Genomic DNA, 23,791 nt, shown 5'->3' on the forward strand with positions numbered 1-23,791 from the left:
TTAAAAATCAACTTCATTTATAACTCTTATTTACCAATATTTTGTCCCAATGACGCACTATGCCGTTAGGCATAAAATATCGGTAGAAAAATAAATCCCGACCTTGTCCAGTCCCGTAGGGACGCCATATAAATATAGGTGTTCACAGTGATAGTCCGTGTTGTGTGGGACCCCAATGTTTTTTTACATATCCTGTTTATTTCTTCCATCTTTAAAACGAAATAGGTTAAAAGTTTTCGCATTATTATTATATTTGAAAGGAAGCACTGGCTTTACTTCCCTTATTATATAGCCCCATGCGCAGAACTTAGTTTGCTTGGGGATTGACATGTATTAAATTTTAAAATAATAACAACGCGGTACGAGCGTAGGGGACGGGTGATTGTAATTTTATAGCTCCATTTTATACGGCTTACGAAAAAAATCTCGTTAATACTGAAAATGTTGAATTATTAATCAAAAACAATTTCAACTATGTTACAAGTAAATTTAAACAACTACAACTTCAACTATGTTGAAAATGGCAAAGGAGACAGTCTTGTATTTGTTCACGGTTCTGCAAGCGATTACCGAACTTGGGACAAACAGTTGGAATACTTTGGCAAATATTTTCATACTATAGCATACAGCAGACGGCATCATTGGCCAAATGAACAAATCCAGGATAATGAGGACTATTCTATGGCAAAACACGTAGCAGATTTAGAAGAATTCCTCAAATTTATTGAGAATCAGCCAATTCATCTTGTCGCCCATTCGTATGGTGCGCTACTTTGTATTCTACTTGCTATAAAAAAACCTCAATTAATTCGCACTCTAACTTTAGCAGAACCTCCTGCTGTTGCTTTATATGTTAGCAATACTCCTAAGCCGAAGGAAATACTTACACTTCTGTTTTCAAAACCACAATTGGCTCTAGGTATCATTAAATTCGGAGCAAAAGGTATCGCACCCACAACTAAGGCGTTTAAACAAAATGATATGGATAAAGCGTTGGATATTTTCGGAAAAACGACATTAGGAGTTAAGGCATTTCTTAATTTATCAAAATCAAGGCTTGAACAAGCACGATCCAATCTTTTTAAAGCAGAACTACTTGGTTCAGGTTTTTTACCCTTGGATAAAAACAAAATACGAAATATTACACTTCCAACATTTTTGATTTCAGGTGAGAACAGTCCAAAATTATGGCAAGATTTGCTCGTTGAACTTAATAAATTAATCCCAAATTCCGAATTAAAAATAATTCCGGAAGCATCACATATAATGCACGAGGACAATGTTTCAAATTACAATACAACGGTTCTATCATTTCTAAAAAAAAATACTAAGTGACATAAAAATTGTAACAAACGTCTTTTGGATTGTAAACAGCCCACTCTTCCTTTTAAAGCAAATTCTCCCAATTAAAAATCAACTTCATTTATAACTCTTATTTACCAATATTCCATCCCAATGACTCACGATGCCGTTAGGCATATAACATCGGTAGAAAAATAAACCCCCGTCTTGCCCAGTCCCGTAGGGAGGCCATATAATATAGGTGTTTACAGAGATAGTATATGTTGTGTGGAACAATAAATTAAAGGTTTCAAACCCACGGGTTTTGTATTAGGTCGGGAAAAAAAATAAAATTCAATCCAAATCAACCAATGACTAAAGAATCTTGGAGAATTTGGAAGGAATATGGCAATGTCAATTTTCCTGAAAATTATTGTCATAAAACAGGAAAACCATCGAACGGTAAAACTTCAATGAAAAATCCAATTTTATAAAAGAAAAGACAAAAGTTATAAAAACACACCCTACAAAACGAACAACAACCATTAATTCGCTCACAACTCATAATTAATATTAAACCCCACAAATTATCTGACGGCCCGCAGCGTTTTCTCGCGGTTCTGGATTATTTACTATCTTAGTAGGTAAAGCATTCAACATATTTATCCAAAAGTTGTCATTGCCATAAAAACCAAATTTATGAAACGGCCTGTTATTTTATCGATACTATTTTTGCTTCTAGCTTCTTGTCAGCCGTCTGATTCTGGGCCTTATTACAATTTCAGCAATTTAGATTACCAATCCATTCCAGAAGAATATCGAGATATTGGTAAAATATTTGTTTTTAAAAATGCCGAAAATGACGAAGTAAAAATTAAACCATTATACTACTCTTTAAAAAAAGAATTTGAAAGCGGAATTGGCTTTGGGCAACCTCGTGGCGACAGCTATTATTACGATAATTTGTGGATAGAAATTGACCTGATGAGCATAGAAATACCGGATAAACCAGAGGGATATTGCGAAAGCATTTCTATTAACATCAATAAATCTCCATATAAAGGCTTATATGTAAAATTATTGATACCAACTTATTCTGGACAGTCTTGTACTGGGGGAGGATTCACGGAATTTGAGCCCTTTGAAGGTTTAACGCAAATGGTAATAAATAACAAAACATACAACAAGGTAAAAATAATTTCTACCAACAACTACTTTACATTATATACAGACTCCCAAGTCGATAAAGTTTATTACGATATGGATTACGGCATAATTGGATTTGACGATTCGCAAAACAATAAGGAATTCCGATTAGTAACCGATTGAAATACCAACAGCAACCCAGCAGACGTGTGGCAACCTACAAATATCAAGAATACATTCAGCTTTAGAACCTTGCAAGTCGATATTACCAAACGCAACAAATTACAAGCGGTGCCAGTTGAAATACCAACCTAAAATCACCAACATTTGTTTAATTTTTAGAAGTGTAAAAAAGGCTCAAATTCCAGCCCTGCTACTGCGTTTTTATAAAAAACTTTGTTCGAGCTTGTTCGAAATTCGAAACGGCGCAGATTGCCAAGCTCGCAGTTGATACCGCTGGCCACGATTCCGTCTATTCCCAGAATACTTTTAGTGAACTTTAAAGATACCAGACTCGCTGCTTTTTTATAGATGCTAACCGCAATTTGCTTCACCAGTTCACTACACGCAAGTCAGCAGATTCCACTGCAATCAATCCCTTGTGTAATTACTACCGTGAGTGCTTATCCAGAAAACAATAATTTAAGCCCTATAACTACTGGTTTCACAAAACCGGAAAACCATTTCATCAACCCAAAACACAACTTCATAAGTGAAAGTGTATAAGGCATTGATAACCAAATAGAAACATCAATCCAAATTTGTTTAGAATTTTAATAAAGCTTACCTTTCTAATTATTTCCTCATCTCTTTTCATATAAACTTCATTTGTTCTGTTCAATTCAGAACTAGTTCCTCTTTAATTATATAACCAATTTAAATATTTAATTATGAATACAAACAATGAAGAAGGCGCATTAGAAAAGAATAGGCGCGTAGAGATATATGTAAAAACCAAACAACTTTTTGAACTTGGGGAACGTCCAACCGAAGATCAAATTGATAACCGCACTTCCCTAAGGAGTAATCAACATAGCGAAACTATTTCTGGTGTTTTAGAAAATAATTGGAAGAGTCACAAGGATTTTGAACTTCTTGTATTTAAAAATCATACAATGCAATGGACGCTTCCGCAACGACTTCACAATACAGCAGATCCTGGATATGAGGCCAAACTTATAAGTGTACATCACGTACCAACAGGGGGGAGTCCGAATTTTTTCGATAAAGAGGATTTAAATGCTGCATCTGATGGAAAGGTTAAAGCCACCATCAAAGACAATTCGCAAGTGAACCAAAGCTACGTCTATATTATCAAATTTACTATTTCGCACAATGGAGTGACCCGTAAGTACACCATAGATCCAAAACTTAAAATCAATTCTTGATATCCACTATATGTTTTTAAATAGAAAAGCATATTATTTTGCAATTGGCTTATTGTGTTTCGTTTTAACTATAGTCTCTGCTCAAGATCAAAAAAAGGCAGATAGTCTATTAATCATTTATCAAGAAGACGAACTTAAAGGTATAGAAAAATTGGAACTGCTTCGGAACTTATCTTTTAACGAGATACATAATCTGGATGCGGCCATTGGATATGCCGAGGAACTTATCAACTTAGCTAAGCAAGAAGACAACTATTTATACCTTCATAGAGGATATATTCAGAAGGGCAATTCGCATAGACTTGCGGGTGATTTAAATGCGGCTTTAAACGCCTTTTTCAAAAGTACCCAAGCATCCATTAAAGCTAATTATCTTGAAGGCGAAGGCAGTACTTATACTGCTATAGCCGACACCTACTCAGAGATTGGCAATTCAAAAAATGCTGAAATTTATTACGCCAAGGCAATTCAAATATTGAGAAAAACAAACGATTCAATTGCTTTAGCCACTACCTTATTAAATGCCGGGGACGAATATTTTAACAGTGAAAAGTACGCTTTGGCGCTGCAATATTTTGAAGAATCCGGTCTCATCTTTAAAAAAGCAAATTATAAAATTGGAACGGCCTATAACCTAGGAAACGTAGGGATGGTTTATGCCGAACAGGGTAAAGATTCACTCGCCAAAACATATATTAATGACGCTATTGCAGTTTTGGAAGAGTTGGAAGATTACTATGCTATTTCCGAATACCTTACATATATGTCTGATATATATATGAAGCAGAAAAATAGCGCCACTGCGCTCACCTACGCACAACGCAGTTATAATTTAGCGCTAAAATACGGTTTAAAAAAGCAAATAAGCGAATCCAGTCTTAAACTTTCTGAACTTTACGAACAGCATAAAAATATACCTGCCTCTTATGCCTTATATAAAAAGCATATTGCCTACCGAGATAGTGTAACAAATTTGGAAGGCGTTGCGAAGATGGCAGATTTACGTACCGCTTATGAAGTATCACAGAAGCAGGTGGAAGTAGATCTTCTGAATCAGCAAAAAAGAAATCAACTTATCATTATTGGATTTACCTCTTTATTATTACTCACCTTATTCTATAATTACCGAACAATTTCCAAAGAAAAGAAGAAATCGGAAAAATTACTGTTGAATATCCTTCCTAAAAAAGTGGCGAAAGAACTAAAAAATACAGGAAAAGCAACAAGTAAAAAGTATGATAATGTATCAATTCTTTTCACAGATTTTCAAGGATTTACGGCATTGGTTGCTACCATTTCCGCAACCAAATTAATTGAAGAGCTAAATCATATATTTGGTCGATTTGATGATATTATGGACGAATATCAAATAGAGAAAATTGAAACCATAGGCGATGCTTATATGGCTGCCTGTGGATTACCAGAAGAAAATGAACATCACGCGCAAAGATGCGTACAAGCTGCTCAAAAAATGATCGATTTTCTTATTGCAAGAAATTTAACCAATGATATTCAATGGAATATGAGGGTGGGTATTCATTCAGGCCCAGTTGTAGCGGGCGTTGTTGGTAAAACCAAATTTGCTTATGATTTATTTGGAGACACTGTGAATACGGCGGCCAGAATGGAAAGCAACGGCAAGCCAGAAAAAATAAATATTAGTCATTCAACCTATAAATTGCTGAAAGATGAGCCCTCCTTCCTCTTTAAAAGCCGTGGACGAATACTTGCAAAAGGCAAAGGAGAAATGAAAATGTACTTTGTGGAGACAAAATAAAAATAATTTGGGGTGGCGTCTTTGGGTCATTTGTTGGCGGTATTACCGCTATCTTCAAAAAATCGGATAGCTACTCCATTGACGGAAATGAATTGAAATGGGAGCAATTTAAAAAAGCGATGAAGCTATTAGAATAAACTGATAGCTGAAAAAAGCCCAGTACAACCCTTAGCAAGAATTACATATAACAACATAAAACGCTTCCGACCTCACAATAAAAAATTCAAACAAAATCCGCAATTTTCTTTCAATATTTTTAAAAAATACAATTGAAAGTATATATTGCAGTAGATTAATTTATCTCCCTTTAGCACCCAAGTCTTTTTATGAAGAGTTTTAGTAACGCATTGATTTTATTGTTTTTTGCTTTTTTCAATTTTATTGGATTTGCACAGGATTTCCAACTAAAATCGAAGCTGGAAAGAATCGAAATTCAAGCGGACTCTTCTTTTGTAAAAGAAATTGCAATTGTATTTAAGAAAAGTGATGTACCGCGGCTTTATCCAATAATCTACGACACAGAATTAGAACAACTTACCAATGTGCAGCTTTTTGAACAAAAGGGAAGGCGCCTAAAAGAGCTGTCTGTAAAAAATATGTATGAGGAAGCTGCTAAACTAGATTACATAACTAGCAAGAAGATTAAAATTGTTGAGATTCCGGCAGATATAGAGGTGAAGCTAACATATTTAATTTCCTGTAAGGAATTGATGTATTTCTCAAGTTTACAATTCTTTTCCTATGACCAAATAGACACCTTAAATTATGAAATAAACGTTCCGTTAGAATTTAAATTCACCCACAATACAATATACCAAGATTCCTTGTCATTTTTTGCGATAGACTCAATTAGTACCAACACTGGTTCTATGTGGAATATTAAAGTGGCCCCAAAAAAAGTAGAACCAGATCCACTGCAGTTTTTTGGAATATATAAGAATATGAAAGTTCCATTTATGCGAACCCTTGTTATGCCGAGTTCCTATAACAACCAACCGATTAACTATATGAACGATTGGTATTTTAAGCAAGTAGCGCCAAAGCAAGGTTTAAGTGTTTCGGTAAAAGAGAAAATTGATGCGTTAACGGCTAATACTACGGACCCCTCACAGATAGTGAACATTATTTATAATTACGTAAAAAGTAATTTTAAATATGTTGCAATTGAAATTGGTATGGGCGCTTTTATCCCTTCGCATGTCAATGAAGTTTACCTAAACAAACAAGGCGATTGCAAAGACCTTTCAAATTTATTATCGGAAGCACTAAAATACAAAGGTATTGATAGCCATATTGCTTTAGCTGCTACTTTCGACCATATTAGCGATTGCGATTTTCCATCCTTAAGCTCGGCCAATCACGTTATTGCCATTGCCTATATAAATGACGAAACCGTATTACTAGACCCTACAGACCCTATCCATGTGGCAGGAACGCCTGTACAAAGTTTACAAGATCGCACTGTTTTAATTGTTAGCTCTAAAGGAGGTTCATTTTACAAAGTGAAGGGATTCAGTCCGCAACAAAATGAAATATTCTACGCCTTGGATTTAAAAATAGATTCCAATGATATGAATATTAAAGGAACGTTTAATGTAGATTATAACGGACTCTCAAGTAATTATTTACGCCGCATCCTTAAAAGTGAAGGAGAAAAGGAGTTTGCTAATTATGCAGAGACTTTTTACGATGAAATTTTTGGCAATCAATTAATCTCAGATTTAACAATACTAAACCAAGCCAATAAGCTCCATCTACAAGGGAATATTGCTATCAATGGGAAAACTTTTAATGACGACACAAACAAGTATTTATTCATTGATTTTTTACCAAGGCTTATAGAAACAGAGCGTAGGGAAACATTAATTGACGGCACTTATTTACACAATCCCTATAACAAAAAAGTACTTGTAAATATAAAATTAGACCAGCCCGTTGAAACCTTTAACCCTATTGAACATACATTTGAAGGGGAGGGGATATCGTTAAACGTAACCCAAAGAGCACTGTCTAACTTAGAAATTGAAATCTCTTACGATTTTATTTTTGATCATATTTTTATAGACAAGGAAAATATTAGTAAAACAAATGAAATATTGGAATCATTTAAAAAAATAATCAATGCACCAATTGTTCTCAAAATCCAAAAGAGCTAGCCTTGCCATTATAATTATAGGCGGGCTCTTTTTCAGTTTTAAAGCTACTGTTAACGAAACAACAGAAGACCCATTTTTAACAATTTGTAAAAATGCAGACGCCTATTACACGCATTCCTATAGAGATGTTACCTACGAAAAATACTGGGGAAGCTATAGAAAACATATTTCAATAAATAATAAATTGGTGGTAAACACGCCAGCGGGGGTTGAGAAGTATGCTTTTTTAATTCTGGATGAGTTTGAGAGCAATAATATAGAAAGCTTTAAAATAAGAACCCTTAAGGCCAATGGATCTATCGTTGAACTGGATTCCAGTTTGGTTTTTCGGCGAAATTCCCAACGTGAAAAATTTGGAGTTATAAATTATCCCATTCCGGCAGTAGAACCGGGCGATACTATTGAAACAAACTACGTTTACTATGAGCGTTTAGAACAATCTAATTTAACGAGCTATGTAAATTTATACTCTAATTTACCAAGTGTAAATTCGCAGTACACTATAAAAACCGCTCCAGACCTCACGGTGCGTTACAAAGGCTATAACCATTTTCCAAAGCCAGATATTATTGCCAATGACACCATAGTATATTTACAGTTTTCTATGGATAACGTAAAAGGACTGGTAGAAAATGAGCATAGTTGTTTGCCTTGTGAAAAACCCTATTTGTATTATTCCTTAGAAAAAAAGGATAGTGAACTAAGATCATGGCGCGATGTTTACAACGAAGAGTTTAATTTTTTAACCCAACCAATGGCGTTAGACAAAGAAAATTCATCGTATTACAAAAGGTGGAAACGCAGGGTAATTGGAACCGCCAAGGATAGCACTAAATACCATCAATTGCAGTTATTGCACAATGAAGTGGTCGCCAATTTCAAAATGTCGCCAGTGCTAGTAGATGAATTTATAAAGTCTACCGGGTATTTCTTAAAGGAAGAAAGATTTGATCCCGTTAGTATCCGCAGGTTTTATAGGCAACTATTGGAAGATTTGGAAATAGACTATTGGGCCGTATTTGGCAGAAGTAAACAATCTGGTACCATTGATACCGATTATATTAGAAAAGGTGAGTTTGACCACGTATTCTTTGCTTATGTAAATGAAAAAGGCACCCTGCAGTTTTTATATCCCCATGAAGAGTCTTATATGTATTTAATAGATGAAATCCCCACATCTTTATACAGTACAAAGGCCGTCTTAGTAAAACCAAAAGCAACCGACAAAAAGAAGAAAAAAGACAGTTTTATTGACGGAGATTTACAATTGGCGCGGGTTGATTCGGTAGCAATTGCAACAATTAATTTACCGGGAATGGATTCAAATTACAATTATATAAATCAGATGATTTCTAGCGATGTAGATACTCAAGAAAAGAAAACCACTTTTAGGTATAGGTTGGAAGTTTCTGGTGGATTGTCAACCGAAATGAGAAGCTTTTTTAATATGTTAAGCCAGGATGAAGACGCTAGCAATTTCTACAATGCGCTATCAGAATTTGAAGGTAGCGATAACAGCTTACAGATTGATACGGTGACAAGCAGACTTCAAAAAGGCTATAAACCCTTTGTTTATCTCATGAGCGCCGAGGGTACATTAAACAATGCTATTACATTTATAAATGATAGTCTGGTAAGTGTTTCCTTAGATAAATTAATTCAACATTTTCAGTTAGAAAACAGTGAAGACGCGCCCGAATTAAATTATTATCTTGACTATAATTACTCAGACTATTTTACATTTTATCTAAACTTCCCCAGTAATATAGAAGTTTTAGGCCTTGAAAATGGAAGTGTAGCTTTTAAAAATGATTTGGGTGAATATATTTTTGAAGCAAAACAGAGTAAGGAGAATCAACTTATATTGCAGTCTAATTATACAATTTTAAAGAATTTAATCCCCAAGGAAAAGCTCAAAGAATTGAAGGTGCTAAATGACCACGTAAAAAATACAAAAGGAAAACGCTTGATCATTAAATTAAAAAAGAGCTGATTTGAATTTTCAATGCTCAATGTTCAATGTTCAATGCTCAATACTCAATTTTCAATGCTCAATGTTCAATGCTCAATATTCAATACTCAATGTTCAATACTCAATACTAAACAAACCATTTAGAGGCGCAATTTAAATGGTTTAAAATACAATATCCACATCACGAAAGCTCCTTCCCCTTAGAAAAAATATGAATTAAAGTAGCTAAGTTAATAGAGGGGAAGGTGGCCGCCGGCGCAAAATTTCAATTAATTACTACGCACATCTCCCGGCGGACGGAAGGGGTGGAGTTCAATTTTAATTTTCAATGTTCAATGCTCAATATTCAATACTCAATCCTCAGAGTTTAGAGTTCAATTTTCAATGCTCAATATTCATTATACATTATACATTCTTCATTAAACATTCTTCATTAAACATTCTTCATTAAACATTCTTATATATTATTCATTCTACATTCTTATACATTACTTTTGCGAAAATTAAACAAAGCTATGCGATCAATACTTCTTTTAATAATTTCAATAGTTAGCGTTTTGGGCGCTACGGCCCAAATTGGGTTTACAGAAAATATTGTGATTGATTTTTCCCTAAATGTACAACAACCCCGCGGTGCTTTTCCCGCCGATTTAGATGGCGATGGCGATATAGATATCCTCTCATCATCCTATAATGGTGATAGACTTGTATGGTTCGAGAATGTAAACGGTATAGGTACCGATTATATAAAACACCTTATTTCTTCCACCATCGCAAATCCTTGGGGTGTTCATGCTGCCGATTTAGACGGCGATGGAGATTTAGATGTCTTAGCAGCATCCCTATCTGGAAATCATATTATTTGGTATGAAAATACCGATGGCAATGCAAATTTTGTAGAAAAACAGGTTATTCCCGCCACAGAAGTTGAGTTTATAAAAACAGTTGACATTGATGGCGATTCTGATTTAGATATTGTTTGGTCTTCACGGTTGGATGGTACGCTAAAATATACCCTAAACACAGATGGTTTAGGAACATTTGTTAGCAGCTTTAACATAGAAAGCAATGTATCCAGTATTCCGAATTTTCATTTAGCCGATATAGATGGCGATGGAGCAGTTGATGTGGTCTCATCTTGGTCTATCCAAGGAGGTTCCCAAGGTGTATCTTGGTATAAAAATCCAAATGGGGGTCCCTTTGGCAATAGATTGGTAATATCCAATGATGTTTCAAATGTTACTTCGGTGTATGCTGGCGATCTAGATGGCGATGGGGATATAGACGTTGCTGCAGCATTGGCTGGGGATGAAAAAATTGTATGGTACGAAAATCTCGATGGTCTCGGCAGCTTCGGCACAGAACAGGTTTTATCTAATAATGCGGCTGGAGCTTTTCAAGTACGCCTGTTTGATATGGACAGTGATGGCGACTTAGACGTTATTTCGGCGGCAAATGGTACTGGTGAAATTACTTGGTTCGAAAACTTAGACGGTGCAGGAAATTTCAGTAGTGAAATCATTATAGATTCTTTTCTTGGCGCTATGCGTAGTCTGGAAATTGCTGATATAAATGATGATAACAATCCAGACATTGTTGCGGTTACAGATGGAGACAATAATATTAAATGGTATAATAATACGGATGGCCAAGGCAATTTTTCGGCTTATACAATAACAAAACATATAAATGGGGGTAAGGTTGTTTCTGCTGCAGATTTAGATGGTGATGGCGACTTAGACTTGCTTTCGGCATCGCATTGGGACGATAAAATTGCGTGGTACGAAAACAAGGACACTCAAGGAGAATTCCACGATTCGCAAAGAATAATTTCAGAAACTGTAAATGGAGCTTCTTCCGTAGTTGCGGCAGATTTAGACGGAGATGGCGATATGGATGTTATAGCAACATCGTCGTTAGATGATGATGTTGTATGGTTTAAAAATACAGATGGAAACGCAACTTTTAGCGAACCTATAGTAATAGAAAATGACTTGTATAGCGTGAATAAAACCTATGTTTCTGATATTGATAATGATGGCGACATAGATATAATCTGTATCGCTCGCGGTAAAATCGTATGGTACGAAAATGTTGATGGACAAGGAAATTTCGCGCCTTTACAACAGATTGAATCCATTAATAATTTTTACATAGAATCTATTGATCTTGGAGATTTGAATGGCGATGGAACTATTGATATCGCTGCAGCCTCAAGCTATGGCTTGTTATACTTTATAAACTTAGACGGGCAAGGCACATTTGGTCCACGACAAATTATTGAGGATTATAATTGGGAAGCTGTTTCAACCAAAATCACCGATATAGATGGCGATGGTGATAACGATATTGTATATACGGGTACAAATTCAACAACAGATTACGTTGGATGGGCAGAAAATACCGATGGCTTGGGCACTTTTGGTGCTATTCAGCTAATAACAACTATTGTTTCAAACCCAAAAGATTTAAGCGTGTTCGATGTAGATAATGATGGCGATGTAGATGTAGTTTCGTCTTCGTATCAAGGTACAGGTACCGGAATAATTGCGTGGTACGAAAACACAGATGGTCTAGGCGATTTCAGTAATACACAACAAATTATTACCACCACACCCGGCGGTTTTGAATTTGATTTAATCAAGGCGCATATAAACCAAGATAATGCCATAGACCTTGTTTCTATAAATAATGTCAACAACCAAATTATCTGGTATGGCAATAACCAAACAACATTAGTAAACCAAATTACAGGTACTGTGCGTCTCGATCTACTTGCCGATGGTTGTACACCCGATGACGAATTGCTTAGTGGCTTAATGATTATTGCTGAAGGTAGCACAACAACCCAAGCAACCTTTACGCAAGAAAATGGAACGTTCAGTTTGTTTACTACCGAAGATGGCGTTGTTAATACCCAAATCACTTCGCAGTTACCAAACTATTATCAAGCAAATCCTGCAGTTTTTCAATCAGACTTTACGGGTTTTGGAAATGTTGATGTAGCAAACTTTTGCATTGAACCTACCGCTGCTATTAACGATTTAAATATTAGTGCGTACCCTATGTTTAATGCCCCCAGACCCGGTTTTAATACCTCTTATAGATTAGTTTATAAAAACGTGGGCACAACACAATTATCAGGTTCCGTAATTTTTGAATTTGATGGTTCAAAATTAAACTTTTTGAGCGCTACAGCCCCCTTGAGTTCTCAAACGGCAAACGCCTTAACTTTCAATTTTGAAGATTTAAATCCGTTTGAAGTAAAAACCATCGATATAGAATTCAATGTGTTTCCGCCCCCAACAACCAATATTGACGATGTGTTGGTTACTACGGTCACGGTAAACCCCATCCCTGGCGATATAACAGAAGCAGACAATGTATTGCGCTTTGAAGAAATAGTTGTTGGCTCTTATGATCCTAATGATATGATGGTGTTACAAGGTGAAGAAATTTTTATTGATGAAGCAACCAACTACCTCAACTACCTAATCAGATTTCAAAATACAGGTACCGCAAGTGCCATAAATGTAAATGTAACGACTGTTTTAGACGAAAAATTAGATTGGACTACCATGCAGTTAGAAAGTTTAAGCCATTCCGCCACAGTAGAAATTACAGAAGGGAGCAATGTAAACTTTGTGTTTAACAACATCAATTTGCCCGATAGCACTTCAGATGAAGAAGGTTCGCATGGGTTTATTGCCTTTAAGATTAAACCAAAAACCAATGTGGAAATAGGAGATGTAATAAGCGGCCTTGCCAATATCTATTTTGATTTTAATCCAGCCATCATCACAAACACCGTCCATACCGAAATTATGGAGCCGTTAAGCGTAGATGAATTCCCTGTGAATTTAATAACCGTATATCCAAACCCTGTAAAAAACGTTGTAAATATAGCTTCAAAGGCGTTGATTGATAAAATTGCAATTACAGACATTAATGGAAGGCTACTTCGCACCAAAAAAGTTTCTAATACCGCCTACAGTTTAGATGTTTCCAACTTATCAAATGGTCTGTACTTTTTAGAAATAGTGGCCGAAGGACAAAAATCCGTTAAAAAGTTTATAAAGAATTAAAAAGTAACACATAACCCTTCATGTTGCGAGCCCAGCATTTGGTGGAGGTGTAGCCATAAGCTAGCTTATGGGTTATTCGGTTCCGTTAATCGAATTGTTGTGAAAAAAGAAACGCGCGACTCCATTTTTTTGTAAATTTGGAATGAAGTCTTATGCTTTATTCTCCCCACTTTGCCCATTGTAACTAATAGTAAACCAAAGTATTGCCGTAAGTTTATAGCTAACATGGTAAATTAGCTATACATCTAAGGCTACTTATACCATAGGAAACATTATTTTTATTACACCCATTTTGAAAGTTATAAATTTATTTATGATAAAAAATGCACTTTATATAGTCGCAGTATTAGTGTCATCGTTTTACGGAGCGCTAGCGCAAACCCCCACTTTTGAATGGGCAAAATCTATGGGTGCAATAAATTACGATTATTGTTATGATGTTGCGGTAGATGGCTCCGGAAATGTTTTTACTACGGGTTATTTTCAGGGTACGGTAGATTTTGATCCAGGTCCGGGTGTATTTAATCTAACAACGGGTCGCACTGGCGCCTTCGTTTCCAAAATAGACCCTTTGGGAAATCTTGTTTGGGCAAAAGCGCTTACCGGTACGTATTCCACACAAGGAAACACCCTAGTGCTTGGCGAAACCGGAAGTGTTTACATTTCAGGTAGTTTTAAAGGCACAACTGATTTTGATCCTGGAAGTGGCGTTTACAATCTCACTGCTATCGGAGAAAACAACAATGCATTTGTGTGCAAATTAGATGCTTTGGGGAATTTTGTTTGGGCAAAACAAATTGGCGGCCAAGGCTATTGTAGCGGCCTGTCAATAGCCCTAGACCAATCTGCAAATGAAGCTGTTTACATTACTGGGAATTTTATTGGCACTGTGGACTTTAATCCCAACGTTGGTGTCTTTAACCTAAGCTCTGTTGGTGATAAAACAGATATCTTCGTGTTTAAACTGGATACTAATGGAGCCTTTGTTTGGGCAAAGCAAATAGGGGGGACAGGACTAAAAAGTACCCGCCAAATAATTATAGACCCAGATGAAAATGGCGCTATTTACACCGTTGGCTGGTTTGACGGTACCGTGGATTTTGATCCAGACACAACAACCAATTTCAACTTAACGTCTGTAGCCAATTACGATGTTTTTATAGCTAAATTAAACAGTTCGGGAGATTTTATATGGGCAAAGCAATTGGGCGGACCAGGTTTTAACAAAGGCATGGCCATAGCGCTGGACCCCACGGGAACTGGCGATATTTATTTAACGGGCGCATTTCAACAAACCGTTGATTTTGACCCAGGTGCTGCTATCTTCAACCTGCATTCGGCAGGAGACTTTGATATTTTTATAGCTAAATTAAACAGTTCAGGAAATTTTGTTTGGGCAAAAGCAATGGGAGGCCCAAGTTACCAATACGGCTTTTCCATAGCGCTGGACCTTCTCGGAAATATATATACCACGGGCTATTTTAGAGGCAATTGTGATTTTAATCCCGACCCTTCAGCAACCTATTTTTTAAATGCCCCGGGAAATGATGAAATCTTTGTTTCAAAGCTAAACAATACAGGAAACTTTGTTTGGGCAAAACAAATACTGGGCACAGGAGATGATTATGGTCTTTCCTTAACGCTTAATACATCTGGGGAACTATTTATGACGGGCGCCTTTTTCAGTCCTGCCATCAATTTTGACGCTATTACCTTAACAAATTCCTTTAGTGGTGGCTATACTTGCGATCTGTTTCTTGCCAAACTGAATTCAGACACCGCTGGCATTGAAGACGCCGAAAAAATTAAAAACTTCATGCTTTATCCCAATCCAGTTACCGAAAACCTGTATCTCCTTTTTCCAAACAATGATCAAAAAGCAGCAATAAGCATAACTGATCTTACAGGAAAGTTAGTAAAAGCTATTTCGCTTACATCAAACCCTATTTATGTAGGCCATTTACCTAGTGGTGTTTACCTTCTTAATGTAGAAAGTGAAAATGCTACGAGCTCCCAGAAATTTATAAAACAATAGCAGCACAGCTTAGCTGGAATTGCAACCTGACATTTATGCTCTTTTTAAATGTTTGTTGGAATAAATGGGTAGAGATTCCACCCCTGATTAATTTGCCACAAATGCAAAATCCAGTAAAACTTTGATCTTCAAATGCATTAAATTAATCCATTATGTTTTAAGATATTGGGTATTACAGCGTGTTAAACATACAGTATAACGATTATGTTGTAATTAATGGCAATTACTCCCAAAATACTACTATATTTGCATCGTAGTAATTATGTGTGTAATAGTATGACTAGTAAGAAAACTGTATTAAAATCAATAATAAAGCCTGGTGGCATTGCTTCCGGTTATTCTTTTAGGGGAAAAATAAATGGTTCTCCTAAAGGTAACTTGCGTGTTGTGCAGTTAAAAGATATGGAAAATGAATATACTTCCATAGGTAATGATTGTACTTTCATAGACGCAGCTGAAGTTAAGGAAAAATACTATCTGGAAAAAGGTGATATCCTTTTTATTTCAAAGGGTGCTAACAATTTTGCAACTGTTTTTGAACTTGATGATGTATTGCCGTCAGTTGCAAGTTCGGTGTTTTATGTAATTAAAGTAGATGCCTTAAAGGCAGAGCCAAATTTTGTGGCTTGGTATATTAATAAAAGCAAGGTTCAACAGTATTTTCAAGAATATGCTGTAGGAACCTATTCTTTAAGTATCAACAAAGAAGTGGTTGAAAATATTCCATTGCAGTTACCGCCTTTAGAAATCCAGATAAAGATCGCAAAAGTGGCAATGCTTGCTCAAAAAGAACAATATATTTACAAGTCACTTAAAGAAAAAAGAAATCAACTATTAGAAGCGCAGCTTTTAGAATCAATAAATTAAAAAATATAATAATGCAAGAAAGACCCAGTCAAGATCAGATAAATAAGATGCTTTGGAATGCGTGTGATACCTTCCGAGGTGCCTTTGATTCATCGGAATACAAAAACTATATCTTGGTTTTTATGTTCGTTAAATACTTGAGCGATGTATGGAAAGATCATTATAACGAATACAAAAAACAGTACGGAGATGATGAAGAATTAATAAAACGCAAACTAAACCGCGAGCGTTTTGTGCTGCCTGATAACTGTACCTATGATTATATATACGACCATAGAAATGACTCTGATATTGGTGAAAAAATAGACAAGATACTCTCCAAGATTGAGGAAAAGAACATTGAAAAATTGGACGGCGTTTTTAGAAACATCAGTTTCAATTCTGAGAAATTGGGGCAGACCAAAGACCGAAACCGCCGATTGCTTAACCTAATTAACGATTTTGCAAAGCCAGAGCTCGATTTTCGTCCTTCCTTATGGGATGGCAAACAAGACGTTTTGGGAGAAGCCTATATGTATCTATTAGAAAAGTTCGCATCAGGAGCTGGCAAAAAAGGCGGTGAGTTTTTTACACCAAAAGAAGTTTCACAACTCTTAGCCAAGTTGGTTGCACCCAAAGCAGGGGCTCGTATCTTCGACCCAACCGCGGGATCAGCCTCACTTTTGGTACAGGTTGCAGAAGAAGTAAAAGATAAAGACGGCAACCCATCGAAAGACTTTGCAATTTATGGACAAGAGAGCAATGGCGACACTTGGGCCTTGAGCAAGATGAACTGTTTTATCCACGGAATGGATGCCGCACGTATAGAGTGGTGCGACACTTTAAACAACCCTCAATTATTGGAAGGCAATGGCTTAATGAAGTTTGATGTAGTTGTCGCAAATCCGCCTTTCTCATTGGATAAGTGGGGGCATGAAAATGCGGAAGCTGATAGGCATAGAAGGTATTTGCGAGGCATACCTCCAAAATCTAAAGGTGATTATGCCTTTATACTGCATATGATTGAAACCACTTTGCCCGATGGTCGCGTGGGCGTAATTGTGCCCCACGGCGTATTGTTTAGGGGAGGTAGTGAGGGTAGAATACGGCAGGCACTTATTGAGGAAAATCTATTGGAAGCCGTTGTGGGTTTACCGCCCAACCTTTTCTTTGGCACGGGCATTCCTGCGGCCATCCTAATTTTCAACAAAACAAAAACCAATACCGATACCTTGTTTATTGACGCCAGTAAGGAATTTGACGATGGCAAAAAACAAAACCGACTGCGCAAAAAAGACATAGAAAAAATAGTAACAGCCTACCAAGGTTTTAAAGAAATACCTAAGTATAGCCATATAGCGGCACTGGATGAGATAAAAGAGAACGACTATAACCTCAACATTCCGCGCTATGTGGACACCTTTGAAGAAGAGGAGCCTGTTGATATGGAGGCCGCCAAAAAGGAAATTGAGCAGTTGGAGCAGGAGTTGGTTGCTGTAAAAGCAGAAATGGAAGGATATTTAAAAGAGTTGGGGCTATGAGTGTAGCGAAAAAAAACATTGAAAGAGTTAGAAAAGCTGTTCCCAGAGGTATTGCGAGGAAATTATGGGTAAAATCTGGAGGACGCTGCCAATATACAGATTGTAATAAACCTCTATGGAAGGATGAACTTATGCAGCGCGATATGAACAAAGCGTATATTTCCCATATAATTGCTGCTAAGGATGACGGTCCTCGTGGAGAAAAGGTGCTTTCTGAAAAGTTAGAATTAAGTTTTGATAATCTCCTTTTACTCTGTGATGAATGTCATAATAGAATTGATAAAGCACAATTAAATGGGCATCCGAAGCAAATACTCATAAAGATGAAAAAAGACCATGAGCTACGTATTGAGTTATTAACAGGTCTTCAAGAAGAAAAGAAAAGTCATTTATTGTTCTATACCTGTAAAATTGGAGCTTTTCTGCCCACAATTACATTTAAAGAAGCTTCAGCAGCAATAATACCAGAATATTTTCCAGTATCAGACAACCCCATTGAAATTGGTATGGGATTTAATACAATTTCGGATGATATGGATGATTTCTGGATATTTCAAAATCAACAACTTGAAGAAGCCTTTAATCAAAAAGTACGCCCACTTTTGGATAAAGGAGTAAATCACTTCTCAGTTTTCGGAATCGCTCCTCAACCACTTCTTATTAAGTTAGGCACGCTTTTATCAGAACTTGCTGTTGCTGAAATATATCAATCACATAGAGAGCCTAAGCAAACATGGAAATGGCAAAATGATATGTATAATATTGACGTAAAATTATTGGAGCCGCAAGCTATAAAAACCAAAGTGGCATTAATAATTAGTTTGAGTGATAAGGTTAATTATGAGAGGATACATAAAGTACTTGGGGCGGATGTTTCTATATGGGAAATCACAGTTCCCGAACCAAACCGAAATATCTTAAAAAATAAAGAAACCTTGGAGAAATTTAAAAACCAAGTAAGGAATGCGTTCAGTAATATAAGAAAGATTTATGGCCAAGATTCAGAAATCCACTTATTTCCTGTGATGCCTAATTCCTGTGCAATAGAAGCTGGAAGAGTATGGATGCCCAAAGTAGATTTACCACTTATAATTTATGACCAGAATAATAACAGGAATGGATTCTATAAAGCCCTGACAATTTAATAATTTTTAAATATGATTACAACCACCAAACATTTACAACTTTTTTTAGAACAAATAGCCACCGTTCTTGATATTACGGAAGCTCAATATAAAGAAGTTGTTGACCGATATACGGCAGTATCGAATCATTTAGCGGCAGATGATTCACCCTTAAGTAAATTTAAACCCGATATTAAACCGCAAGGTTCTTTTCTTTATGGGACAATGATTCGCCCTATTTTTGAAACAGATGAACTCGATGTAGATTTAGTTTGCCGATTGAAGGGTAAAATGGATAGTTGGGCACAAGTACATCTTAAACAAGCTGTCGGTGACCGAATAAAGGAAAGCAAAGTTTATGAACCAATGCTTGATGAAGAAGGTAATCGTTGTTGGACAATTGTTTACAGTGGCGCATTTCATTTAGACATACTTCCCGCCCTTGTAGGGCAGGAGCATTATACTTTGTTTGAAAAAAGCTATACAGGGCTGGCAGTAGCACAAGTGGATGAACTTGCAATAAGAATGACGGATAGAAATCGGATTAATTATAAATGGGATCCGAATACGCAAAATTGGCCTAAATCAAACCCTTTTGGCTATGCAAAATGGTTGAAGAATAGGGCAAGTCTCGCTTTTTTAAAGAATGTTGTTTTAAGTGAAAATGTTGAGCCATTACCTGAATATTCAAAAGATAAGGAACCTTTAATTCGAATTGTCCAAATCTTAAAAAGACATAGAGACATTATGTTTGGGGAAGACGATTGTGAAAAACCTATATCCATAATAATTACAACATTGGCAGCGAAGGCCTATGAAAAGGAAACTGATATTTTGCAAGGACTTTTAAATGTCCTTGACAAAATGGAAAATTTTATAGAAGATGTTTACAGCCAAGAACATCAAAAAGAAATAAAATGGATTGGAAATCCTGTTAATTATGAAGAGGAGAATTTTGCTGACAGATGGCCACTTGAACCTGAAAAGCAAACAAAATTTTATGATTGGCTGGAAAAAGCAAAGACCGATTTTGGAAGTATTAAGGATATGGATTTAACAAGGGCCTATAATTACTTAAAAGAAGTTTTAGGAACCCGCGCGGTAAATGAAGCTGTTAAGGAATTAGGGTTTGAAATGATTATTTCAGAAAATTATAAACCTGTAAATTATAATTCATCATTATTGTCGGTAACGCATAGACAGAAACCTCTTTGGCCAATATATAAACAATATAATTGCCAAATTCATGCTTATTACAAAAACCCATTAAACGGAGCAAGAATTACAGTTACGGGAAATACTGTTGTCCCAAAAGGGTGCAAAATCTTCTTTAATGCTATAACTGATGTTAAAAAACCATTTAATGTTTATTGGCAAGTAGTGAACAATGGGGAAGAAGCTAAGGTTCGGGGACAATTAAGAGGTAACATTTTTCCATCAGTAAACTTTGGGGTAGGGGGACTAAGGCATTGGGAAGATACTATGTACGAAGGTTTACATTGGATTGAATGTTTTATTGTGAAAGATGGTTTTTGTGTAGCTAGAAGTTCGGAGTTTTTTGTGAATATAAAATGAGATTACTTTGTGTGAAGAAAAAATGATAATACACTATCTAAAGAAAAATTTTGTATAAATAATTTAATAGAACATTGAAAGATGGAACTAAAACAAATTTTAGAAAGACTCACGGAACTAAAGTCCGAAATAGGCGACCTGGGCAAACTCCCAAAAGAGGTGCTTCAAAAGATAAACTATAAGTTCCGGCTAGACTGGAACTACTATAGCAACCGTATGGAAGGTGGCACTCTTACACGCGAAGAAACCCGTAGCGTGATGGTGGGTAACATAACCGTTGACGGAAAACCTATTAAAGACGTTATGGAAATGAACGGCCACGATGAAGTGGTGCGCGAGATATTAAGAATGGGCAAAGGCGAAGTGCGTATTTCCGAAAAAAGAATCAAGGAAATCCATAAGGCCATACTTAAGGAAACCGACGATGCCGGCAAAAACAAACAAATAGGCAAATGGAAAACTGCACCCAATGAAATCATCAATTATAAAGGCGAAAAAATAAGCTTCACCGCCCCAGCAGATGTGGCAGATGAAATGCACGAGCTTTTAAATAAAACCAATGCACAGTTGGATGCTTATTTTGCAGGGAAAAAGGAAGCACAGCACCCACTTATTATTGCGGCCGATTTTCACTTAGGCTTTGTAACCATACACCCGTTTTTTGACGGTAATGGTCGTACAGCCCGTATCTTAATGAATCTTATTTTAATTGCTTGTGGGTATCCGCCAATAATAATAACCGATAATAGCAAACAGGCTTACTATCAATATTTGGCAGACATACAAGCCTATGGAGGTGATAAAGAATTGATGTATTTCCATATGGTAGGTTTGGAACATAGGTCTTTAATGCTTTTGCTTAAGGCTGCAAAAGGAGAGGACATCGAGGAAGAAGATGATCTTGATAAACGTTTAGAAATGCTAAAAAGAATCTCCGAAACCGATGCGGAAAATATTGTGCGTTTGCACAAAAAAGATATAAACATAAATAGTTTTGTTTCTTCAGTAATTAATGCTTTGGCACACGCTATTTATGACCAGTTTATAAAATTGGAGCCACTTTTTGCGGATAATTATATAGAAACGCGCGTAGACCAAACAGGTGTTAAACAAAAACCCCCGATTGCTATTGGCAATACTATTATGAATGTTTTTGCAGAACCAACTTCAAAAAACCGAAAGGAATTTCGGCTAACTATGAGTCACCTTCAATATAAAAAAGCGGGATTAAAAGCATTTGATGTTTATTGGGAATTGGTTTTAAAATTTGAGGATAGTAAATATATTATTACTTATGAAGGAAGCAATGATAAAAATTTGATTGGCAAGCTTTATCATCAGGCGCTTTCCAAAACCGATATAAAGCAAATTGCAAAAAACTATTTTAAATATGTACTGGATAAAATAGAATATAATCTCGAAAATCTTAATAATGACCGATAGACAGAACGTTGAGATAAACAGCAGCCTTGCCAGTACTCAAACTTGCGACCCTATTAAAATGGAGGAGCGCTCGGGCTATAAAAACACCAAACTTGGCTGGATACCTGAGAAGTGGGAAACCCCACGAATCGATGAAGTGTTTGATTTTTTAAGTACGAATTCGCTATCAAGAAATCAATTAAATTATGAAGATGAAGAAGGTGTTTTTAATATCCACTACGGCGACATTCATGCAACCTATAAACAACCCATTTTAGATTTTGATAATGAAAACCGAGTTCCGAAGATAAACAAGGATATTGTTTTATCAGTAAATACAGATTTCTTAAAAGACGGCGATTTGGTTATTGCAGATGCTTCGGAGGATTATGAAGGTGTGGGTGAAGCTATTGAGCTCAAAAATATAAACGGCAAAAAGGTAACAAGCGGTTTACACACTTTTGCTTTTAGGGATAAAACCAATAAGACTGCCGAAGATTTTAGGGTCTATATTTTTAGAAACCTCTTAGTTAAGAAAGCGCTCAAAACAATTGCAACAGGAAGTAAAGTTTACGGTATCTCAAAAGGGAATATCCAGAAATTTAGAATAGTCTTGCCACCCCTCCCCGAACAACAAAAAATAGCCACCATCCTTTCCACCTGGGATAACGCAATTGCAAAACAACAACAACTTATTGTCGCAAAGCAAAAGTTTAAAAAAGGTTTGATGCAATTGTTGTTGACGGGGAAGAAACGGTTTGAAGGGTTTGAGGGGGATTTTAAAACGTCGAAATTAGGCGACATATTTACAATTCAGGGAAGAGTTGGATGGAAAGGATACAAAAAAGAAGACTTGCGAGAAGAAGGGCCAATTGTAATTGGTGCCAAACATGTAAATAATCAGTTATTAAATTTAAGTGATCCAACATATCTATCAATTGAAAAATATGAAGAATCACCTGAAATAATGATAAAAATTAATGACTTGCTTATTGTACAAAGAGGTTCACTTGGTAAAATAGCACTGATTGAGGAGGAAATAGGCAAAGCTACTATTAATCCAAGCATGGCAATCTTAAGACCTAAAAATGATAATATATCCGTAAAGTATATTTATTATTTTTTATGTTCAGATTTTAGCCAAAATCTAATTATGTCCGAAACTGGAAGCACAGGAGTTCCGATGATTTCGCAAAAACAAATTGCGACTTTCAAAATGACATATCCTTCATTGATAGAACAACAAAAAATAGCTTCCGTTTTAAGCGCTGCGGATAAAGAGATAGGCTTATTGCAAAGTGAACTTGCACAGCTGCAAGGGCAGAAGCGGGGGTTGATGCAGCGGTTGTTGACTGGGGCGGTGCGGGTTAAAATATAAAAAATAATTTATGATAAAGGTATTTCCATAAAAAACAAAAAACCTAAGCATATCACTTAGGTTTC

14 protein-coding genes are annotated in these 23,791 nt (G+C 36.1%); all 14 read left to right on the forward strand.

The genetic code is table 11. The annotated features are described in order from the left end of the window. The first annotated feature begins 474 nt into the window (after positions 1–474). The 14 genes from K8089_RS13665 (at position 475) to K8089_RS13730 (ending at position 23,726) form a co-directional block, all read left to right on the forward strand. Positions 475–1,335 carry an alpha/beta fold hydrolase gene (locus K8089_RS13665; protein ID WP_237603858.1) on the forward strand — a complete coding sequence of 287 codons (861 nt, stop codon included), beginning with the start codon at positions 475–477 and terminating at the stop codon, positions 1,333–1,335. 645 nt (positions 1,336–1,980) lie between these two features. Next, positions 1,981–2,610, forward strand: coding sequence for a hypothetical protein (locus tag K8089_RS13670; RefSeq protein WP_237603859.1), 630 nt, complete (start codon positions 1,981–1,983; stop codon positions 2,608–2,610). A 707-nt stretch (positions 2,611–3,317) separates the two neighbouring features. Next, positions 3,318–3,815, forward strand: coding sequence for a hypothetical protein (locus tag K8089_RS13675; RefSeq protein ID WP_237603860.1), 498 nt, complete (start codon positions 3,318–3,320; stop codon positions 3,813–3,815). Between the two features lie 10 nt (positions 3,816–3,825). Further along, positions 3,826–5,592 carry an adenylate/guanylate cyclase domain-containing protein gene (locus K8089_RS13680; protein WP_237603861.1) on the forward strand — a complete coding sequence of 589 codons (1,767 nt, stop codon included), beginning with the start codon at positions 3,826–3,828 and terminating at the stop codon, positions 5,590–5,592. Positions 5,593–5,918: 326 nt separating this feature from the next. After that, positions 5,919–7,748: a transglutaminase-like domain-containing protein gene (locus K8089_RS13685; RefSeq protein WP_237603862.1), complete on the forward strand. Its 1,830-nt coding sequence runs from the start codon at positions 5,919–5,921 to the stop codon at positions 7,746–7,748. Continuing rightward, positions 7,714–9,741 (forward strand): DUF3857 domain-containing protein, encoded by a 2,028-nt coding sequence (locus tag K8089_RS13690; RefSeq protein WP_237603863.1) that lies wholly within the window; start codon positions 7,714–7,716, stop codon positions 9,739–9,741. The genes K8089_RS13685 and K8089_RS13690 overlap by 35 nt, the downstream gene beginning before the upstream one ends. A gap of 494 nt (positions 9,742–10,235) precedes the next feature. After that, positions 10,236–13,805, forward strand: coding sequence for a T9SS type A sorting domain-containing protein (locus tag K8089_RS13695; protein WP_237603864.1), 3,570 nt, complete (start codon positions 10,236–10,238; stop codon positions 13,803–13,805). A gap of 313 nt (positions 13,806–14,118) precedes the next feature. After that, a complete protein-coding gene (locus K8089_RS13700) occupies positions 14,119–15,840 on the forward strand; it encodes a T9SS type A sorting domain-containing protein (protein WP_237603865.1) in 1,722 nt (573 codons plus the stop codon). A 276-nt stretch (positions 15,841–16,116) separates the two neighbouring features. Continuing rightward, on the forward strand, positions 16,117–16,707 hold the full coding sequence (locus K8089_RS13705; RefSeq protein WP_237603866.1) for a restriction endonuclease subunit S: 591 nt from the start codon (positions 16,117–16,119) through the stop codon (positions 16,705–16,707). An 11-nt stretch (positions 16,708–16,718) separates the two neighbouring features. Then, on the forward strand, positions 16,719–18,227 hold the full coding sequence (locus tag K8089_RS13710) for a type I restriction-modification system subunit M (protein ID WP_237603867.1): 1,509 nt from the start codon (positions 16,719–16,721) through the stop codon (positions 18,225–18,227). Beyond that, positions 18,224–19,372 carry an SAVED domain-containing protein gene (locus tag K8089_RS13715; RefSeq protein WP_237603868.1) on the forward strand — a complete coding sequence of 383 codons (1,149 nt, stop codon included), beginning with the start codon at positions 18,224–18,226 and terminating at the stop codon, positions 19,370–19,372. Before K8089_RS13710 ends, K8089_RS13715 begins: the two co-directional genes overlap by 4 nt. Positions 19,373–19,384: 12 nt before the next feature. After that, the gene (locus tag K8089_RS13720; RefSeq protein ID WP_237603869.1) at positions 19,385–20,926 is read left to right on the forward strand and encodes a nucleotidyltransferase; all 1,542 of its coding nucleotides are present in this window, start codon (positions 19,385–19,387) and stop codon (positions 20,924–20,926) included. Positions 20,927–21,007: 81 nt separating this feature from the next. Continuing rightward, the gene (locus tag K8089_RS13725) at positions 21,008–22,369 is read left to right on the forward strand and encodes a Fic family protein (RefSeq protein WP_237603870.1); all 1,362 of its coding nucleotides are present in this window, start codon (positions 21,008–21,010) and stop codon (positions 22,367–22,369) included. Further along, complete coding sequence (locus K8089_RS13730; protein ID WP_237603871.1) at positions 22,359–23,726, forward strand: restriction endonuclease subunit S; 1,368 nt, start codon at positions 22,359–22,361, stop codon at positions 23,724–23,726. Before K8089_RS13725 ends, K8089_RS13730 begins: the two co-directional genes overlap by 11 nt. The last annotated feature ends 65 nt before the right edge of the window (positions 23,727–23,791 follow it).

Source organism: Aequorivita vitellina (genome assembly GCF_022008365.1).
Classification (GTDB): Bacteria; Bacteroidota; Bacteroidia; order Flavobacteriales; family Flavobacteriaceae; genus Aequorivita; species Aequorivita vitellina.